Source organism: Paenibacillus sp. Soil522 (assembly GCF_001428245.1).
Lineage (GTDB): Bacteria > Bacillota > Bacilli > Paenibacillales > Paenibacillaceae > Pristimantibacillus.
This window is the reverse complement of sequence record NZ_LMRV01000100.1, coordinates 1-7,445: the sequence shown is the minus strand read 5'-3', so window position 1 is coordinate 7,445 and position 7,445 is coordinate 1. Positions and strand designations below refer to the sequence as shown.

The 7,445-nt window shown below is 46.5% G+C and carries 4 protein-coding genes; all 4 read right to left on the bottom strand.

Annotated features, from left to right (window positions below; all coding sequences use genetic code 11):
• Window positions 1-230 precede the first annotated feature (230 nt).
• Window positions 231-590: fibronectin type III domain-containing protein (locus ASG81_RS34260; protein ID WP_442952970.1), on the bottom strand; the 360-nt coding region annotated here is incomplete at its 3' end.
• Between the two features lies 1 nt (window position 591).
• A partial coding sequence (locus ASG81_RS34255) for a fibronectin type III domain-containing protein (RefSeq protein ID WP_442952971.1) occupies window positions 592-974 on the bottom strand: 383 nt, incomplete at its 3' end.
• 2,002 nt (window positions 975-2,976) lie between these two features.
• Window positions 2,977-5,289, bottom strand: a complete 2,313-nt coding sequence (locus ASG81_RS27990; RefSeq protein WP_056642583.1) for a fibronectin type III domain-containing protein — start codon at window positions 5,287-5,289, stop codon at window positions 2,977-2,979.
• Between the two features lie 895 nt (window positions 5,290-6,184).
• The gene (locus ASG81_RS27985; RefSeq protein WP_056642580.1) at window positions 6,185-7,042 is read right to left on the bottom strand and encodes a hypothetical protein; all 858 of its coding nucleotides are present in this window, start codon (window positions 7,040-7,042) and stop codon (window positions 6,185-6,187) included.
• Window positions 7,043-7,445 lie beyond the last annotated feature (403 nt).

The following is a 7,445-nucleotide window of genomic DNA, read 5'->3' as shown; positions in this document are numbered from 1 at the left end:
TATCTTCCGRCAATCGGTTACCCTCGCCCACGGTCTCCAGACTAAGGTCATAATCTTCCCCATACGGCGAGGCCATGGAGACCTTAACGACTCCATGAAAACCTTCAGGGGGGCTCCATGATCCACTCAACTCTTGTCCTGAGGACGAAATGTACCCGTAATATAACAAAAACTCATAATTGGATCCGCCGTATGAATAAGTTTTGGAATCGGAAAGCTGAAAAGAGCCNCAACTCTTGTCCTGAGGACGAAATGTACCCGTAATATAACAAAAACTCATAATTGGATCCGCCGTATGAATAAGTTTTGGAATCGGAAAGCTGAAAAGAGCCGGGAGTCGCATATGCAGCAGTAGTGACCGTCACTTCTTGTTTCACACTTTGGTTGCCGGCGGCATCGACGGCGACCAGTGAGAAGAGGTACGACGACTTTGGAGACAACCCCTTCACTTCATAGCTGCTCACATCCCCGTTCAGGGTATCCAGCAACGTATTGTCTTGGTATAGCAAGTACTTGTCTACACCCGTTTCATCCGTGGCCGGCTGCCAATTCAGCTGTACGCTGTTATAGGTCACATCGGTAACCGTCAGNCTTTGGTTGCCGGCGGCATCGACGGCGACCAGTGAGAAGAGGTACGACGACTTTGGAGACAACCCCTTCACTTCATAGCTGCTCACATCCCCGTTCAGTGTATCCAGCAGCGTATTGTCTTGGTATAGCAAGTACTTGTCTACACCCGTTTCATCCGTGGCCGGCTGCCAATTCAGCTGTACGCTGTTATAGGTCACATCGGTAACCGTCAGAACATCGCCAGCAGGCCACTGAGGTGCGGTAGTGTCCCCGGGTGCAGACGGTCCGAAGCTTAGACGGAACAGAGTACCCTCGACCGCTTGGTACCATGCACCGTTGTGATAAGAGATGTTGGGACTATCGGATATGAGTTTTTTCGGTTCCTGATCTCCAGGATGGTACATATACAGGTCGCTATTATACGTGATTGCCAAAGTCCCGTGTTCGTTCAAAGCGTGGATTTTCGGATTTCCATTGAAATATGTAACTTGAGTCACAGTTCCCTGCGGAGATTCCAAGAAAATTTGTCTGCGTCCGCTCGGTGTGGGCTTCGTGTAGGCGATCCACCCCTGATTGATCTCGAAATCAGAATGCGGACTCGTAGTATCATGATCGGAAATAGATTTACTGATCTCCGTGAGAGAACCGTCGGCATATTTCAATATATCGCGGCTATTGGTGTTAAGCAGCACGGTCTTTCCATCAGACACGAGCGATGGATATTCGAGGCGGGTTTTGATTAGCTGGCTGCTTGTACCATCGGGCTGAAACAGGGTGATTCCCTCGTTATCAGCCGCGACAAAGCTGCCGTCCGCTGCCAGCGCGACATTGCCCACTCCTTCGAAATTGCGGGTCTCCCCGGTTTCGGTATCGATCAGATCTCTTGTATAGCCAGAGAAAGCATATTTTCCGTTGGTTTGTACAAAAAAAGACTGCGATGCCCAAATGCCCGTATCCTTCAGTTGACCGGAATTCCACAGGAAATACTTACCACAGTCTTTGCCACAAAAAGCTCTTATCAGTGCACCTGTAGGTGTCAGCAGCGACTTGCCCAAACCATAATTGGGAGGATCATTGATGATGGTTTCCGTCCCGTCCGTGCGGTTCTTGATCCGCAACTTGTAGTCGGTGTCATAGTAGAGGGTTCGGGTGTCGTCGAAATCCACGATCGTTCCTTCCACGCTATCTACCGGAATTAGTGTTGAAGAGGGATCAACGTACAAATGATATTCCGAAGAAAAGCGCAAATTGCGATAATAAACGTTTGCCCAATCATATACTTGTACCCGGTAGGTAACAAGCTGATCCTTATAGGCAGTCAGGTCGAATTCATGGTCCAGGGAACCTTTAACTTCAAGCGTCTCGATTACTCGATCGGCAGTTGAGAGCGATACGCGGATAACCGGAATGGATAACTCGTCCTTTGTGCTTACGAGAGCCCGGAATTTGCCGTTCTGGACGACATGATGCTTCGATACGCCGGTGATTTGTACTTCCGGAGGAGCATCGTGGAGGAAGTTCTTCGTCATTGTGCCGGTCCGGCCCGCATAATCAAAAGCGGTAACGGTAAGAGTCTTTACACCCTGCTTCAGCCCGTCCAAGGGGAAATCCGCGGTCCACCATGTACAGCCCGCACCACAGTCGGCAAGCTCGAGCTCGACCTCCCGATCGTCCACCTTCGCCGTAACTTTCTGAATCTCATACTCGGACTGGACATTTACGGATAAAGCAAGCTTCGTATGCCGCGGAGTGCCCAAATCATAATCGCCGATGTCCACTGTAATTTCTCCGGCAGCATGCGCATACACAGGAATCAGCAGGAATAAAAACAGACCGGCCAACCATCCTAGCGGGATTTTTCTCATAATCTCTCAACCTTTCATTCATAAATTGATACATGATGCACAACGCAGAGTCGATACGCCATGTTCTTTTTCTTCCATTTGACACAGAATCGGAAGATCGGGGCCCCGGTGCGTTTTTTTCTTAAGTAGCGATTGCCCTTGTTACCATGCGGAAAAAGCGTGTTCAATCAAAAAGAACTGGCAGCCTGTTCTCTCCATTTTCCCTGCAGCTTTCAAGAGGTTTGCTTGTAGTGGCAGGAGAGTTTTTTGCATTTATCTTTTCTGCGTTCTTCTGTTAAGATACTCTTCAGCTAGATTCGAATCACGTACAATGAACCGCCGTCAAGCCGGTACCATGCTCCAAACCGGTACTGCTTCTCTCCCGGACCGCTGAAGACGTACTCCTGGTATTATTCTAACTTCCCCGGACCGCCAGATACAGGCACGTGTCTATTCTCTTGAGCAGAATAAAGGTAGGTTGTGGTGTTCGTGTACCTCCCCGAGTACACCGTGTATACCACAGATCCATCCGCGTTATCTATCGTAAACAGAGTAATAATCTTCAGTGATTGTCATATCTGATATACACATATACGAAAACTTTCTTATCCGGACTATAATCTTTGTCCGTATGTCCCTTAACCCTCCACTCCGCTTTGTAACCTCCGGGCACCTCGGTAGCACTGTACTCGGTACCATTTGTGAGTAATCGGTTACCCTCGCCCACGGTCTCCAGACTAAGGTCATAATTTTCTCCATACGGAGAACCCATGGAGACATTAACGACCCCATGATAGCCTTTAGGGGGGCTCCAAGATCCACTCAATACTTGGCCTGGAGATGAAATGTACCCGTAATATAACGAATACTCATAATTGTACCAGCCGTCTGAATAAGTTTTGGAATCGGAAAGCTGAAAAGAGCCGGGAGCCGTATATGCTGCAGTAGTGACCGTCACTTCTTTTTTCACACTTTGGTTGCCGGCGGCATCGACGGCGACCAATGAAAAGAGGTAGGACGAACTTGGAGACAGCCCCTTAACTTCATAGCTGTTCACGTCCCCGTTCAGGGTATCCAGCAGCGTATTGTCTTGGTGGTATACCAAGTACTTGTCTACACCCGTTTCATCTGTAGCCGGATGCCAATTCAGCTGTACGCTGTTATAGGTCACATCGGTAACCGTCAGCACGTCGTCCGCAGGCCACTCTGGCGCTTTGGTATCGCTCGACGTTTCGGACTTCACTTCAAAGATCGTATCGCCCAATAAGTAATGGAGCTTTCCATCGATCCATCTCACAACACCGGCACCACCGCCGATCAGTGATGGTTTGTCCATTCCTTGGCGGTACTGATACAATTTGGAGTTATTTCCGAGAACCAAGGTGCCGGACTCATGCAATGAATGAATCCCCTTCCCTGTGTTAAAGTAAGTTGCCTGCGTCACCGTACCGTCTGGGGACTGCAAGTACAGTTGCTGCACACCATTCGTGTCCGGCTTTTTGAACGCTATCCAGCCATTATTTACTTCATAGCCGTAATGAGGTTCCGCACGTTCCGCACCAGCCGTTCCTTTGAGCACTTGGCTCACTGTTCCATCCTGAACCTTCATCAAGCTGCCGTCATTCAAGGTGAACAGAATCGCCTTTCCGTCACTCACCGGGCCGCGCGGCGCCCCCGGATATTCAAATACGGTCGTCGTGCTGTCCGTTACCGGGTCATAGCGAAGGATCCGGTCGCTCTGCCCGCTGTAGTCATCAGGTTCGAGCAATACACTGCCATTAGGTTCCAGTTCAAAATAATCTTGATAGTAACGAATGCTGCGGGTAGCCCCGGTTTCCGTGTTAATCCAGTGAAGATATCCGCCAAACGCAAATGCGACATAGTTCCCTCTGACCTGCCTGGGGGAGCTGATCTCTACCTCAAACGGAACGGATGAGAACTTCTCGCCGTTCCAATAAAAAATTCGGTGCTGATACCAACCCGTATCAACAATCATTACCGCCCCGGCAGGTGTCAGTTGAAACTCACTTCTAGTGCTTCCCACACTTTCTAGCGGCAGTTTCGTCTCGGTTCCGTCACTGCGGTTCTTCAAGACCAAGGTTCCATTCCGTATGAGCAGCAGTCGAGTCACGTCTGCGTCCAAAATCTCCGCCTCAGGTTCACGCTGTACCTCAATTATTTCGGGGCTGGATTCTACATGAACCGTACGCCACACGTTTACCCGATAATTGTCTTCGCCCCCATATTGTATTGTGCCGTCCGAGATGTAATATAGTATTTTCAGCGAACGACCGTTATCCTGCGTGACATCATATACACGGTCGAACCGGCCTGCGCCTTGGTCACTCTCGACGATATGTGGTTCGAAGCGACCGTCTGCCCGTCCTATTTTTACCAAAAATGAAGGCTGAACGAGGTCATCTTCGGCTTCAGCGATGACGTGGAGGCTGTTGTTGCGAATCACGGAGTGATTGGCAGCAGGTTCCAATCGCGTTACGACGGGAGGTTCATCATATTTGAAGGTTCCAGTCCCCGTCCCTGTACTATTATAGATGTCCACTGCCGTTACGGTAACGGTATGTTGACCTTTTGCCAGACCGGCCAGCTGCATTTCTCCCGTCCAATCACAGCTGGGGCAGGAGCGCGTCAGTTGTATCTCTCGGCCTTCTGTAGATGCATTGACACTCTTAAGTTCATACAAGGAAGAAATGGCAGCAGTAATGACTAGCTTTGTGGCAGCCTGATCCGTCTTTAGTTGCTTGATCGTTACTGTAATACTTTCCTGCGCATGCGCATACATTGGCAGGATCAGTGCCATTAACATACTGATTACCAGACTCCATAACCATGAGTTACGTATTTTCATTACTCTCATCCACCTATCTCCTTTATATACGTGACCTATCAAATCGCCGTGCGTTTGGAAAATATCAAAAACGATGAGACCGAGTTAATGGTCAAAAACGAATCATGCAACGGCGGAAGCAGAATCAGTATCAGCAGCATAACTGCCAAAACGAAAGGTATAAATCGCCGTTTCATTAATACACCTCACCTATCATTTATTTTTGTTGACTATCCATCCGTTTTTGGTTTTTAAAAATGACATTAACTCTACTTGTTTGTTATGAATTAAACACCCCCTTGTGTCGAATTACAGTAAAACATGGTGTAGTTGAGAAGACAGGGTCAGAAAAGACTAACACTCAGCAGAATCACCGAAAGAGTATGATCGCGTTGTCTGAGGCCATTTCGGGAATAAATGTTTTTGTTGTTTCTTCCGGTAAAATGAGGAAAGTCTTCAATTTGTTATTCAATTTGAATAATAGTATACAACAATATAATTCATATTGAATATCTTTTTTTTCGTGAAGGAATGACAATATTCATCAATCAAAAATGATATATTTTACCATAAGTTGGTGACATTGTAAGTTAGAATTACCCTGCCCGTGAGATGGAGCAACTGGCTAAGAAAGTTTTGAAATAGCCAAGAAACTCAGCCTTCCACTAAAGAAGAAAAAGAGAAAACAAGTTTCAAAAAAATAGTTAAGTAAATTAAATATGTGTTATGCAGCCGCCGATTAGAGACCGCTGCAAAAGTCCATTTTTTTCATAACAACAAAAGAGTTTAAAAAAACGAGCCTCTAGAATCGCTTCTAAGGCTCGTTTCGCGTTTAGGGACCCTAAATTCTTTTCGGTCGCGGCTCTATCCGTCAAATTTCTTCCTGCGTTTTTTTAGCGTACGACGGGATGAAAATCGCGGGTCATTATACTAGTTTAGGCAATTTACTATTGTTTTTGTATCCTGAATCGTATGCGCTCTTGATAGCGTCAGCCAATTCGGGCGTATATTTCCGGATTGTCAGTCTTCCTCGCTCTAGGGCTGCTTTAGCGTATTCATCAGAGTAATACAGGGCATCATCCGTTACATGCACTAAATAGTATTGTCGTTCCGGACCAACTTTACGGCTTTTTACTTTTGTATTCAAGATCTTTTTAGCCCTAGCCAATTTGGCACCTTCATGGATGTCAATGCCCCAGATCTCCTGACTGCTATTATCTAAAACCTCATAGCCGACAACTACTCTGCGTTCTAAACTTTCGGATAAAGTAAGTAATTTAAGTAATGTACAATCCGTTTCCGGTTTAAATTTTCTCTTTGTAGTTTTAGTGGATGACTTTCCTGTAGTCACGCCTTTGGAGACTTTTCGCACTTTCGTTTTCTTAACATCGGAAGAAACTTCTCCCTCACTATTCGTTGCAGCCTTCTTGCTTGTCAATTTTTTCAAGAGTTCTTGTTCCATTTCCTGCTTAATCTTTTGCATACCCTGCGTCATTTTCCGGGTTAAATCCTGCTCCAATTTCTTCTGCAATTCTAGGCTGCTTTCGGCCTTGGTTTTAGGCTTAATCTTTTGCATACCCTGCGTCATTTTCCGGGTTAAATCCTGCTCCAATTTCTTCTGCAATTCTAGGCTGCTTTCGGCCTTGGTTTTAGTCGTCATCTTTGTAGAAGTGGTTTTCCGACTCTTGGTTTTCTTGGGGAGGCGTTTTGGCCTCGTGAGAGTATGAAGGGTTTTCTTTAACTCCTGCATCAAGGAATTTTTCACCTTTCGTTGCCTCGACATATTCGTCCTCCTTCTGGCGGATCCGTACGGTTAAACACCCTTATTGTGGACACTGCACCTCTTATTTAATAAGGATCAAAGTATTGCTTTGAAATGCTCCCATTTGCTCGCAAATGGATGTTTTGNCGGTTAAACACCCTTATTGTGGACACTGCACCTCTTATTTAATAAGGATCAAAGTATTGCTTTGAAATGCTCCCATTTGCTCGCAAATGGATGTTTTGAACATCGTTAGACTTTAACTTGCTTCGGTTTTACAGTCCCATCCTTGATCGCCTTCATATATTCGTATGGAGAGAAATCATAAATGCTGCCATGTAAGCGAATGCGGTTGTAGTCTTGAATAAACTGACTAACGATTTCATAAGCCTGTGGATAGGACTCAAATTCATGGCGACGATAG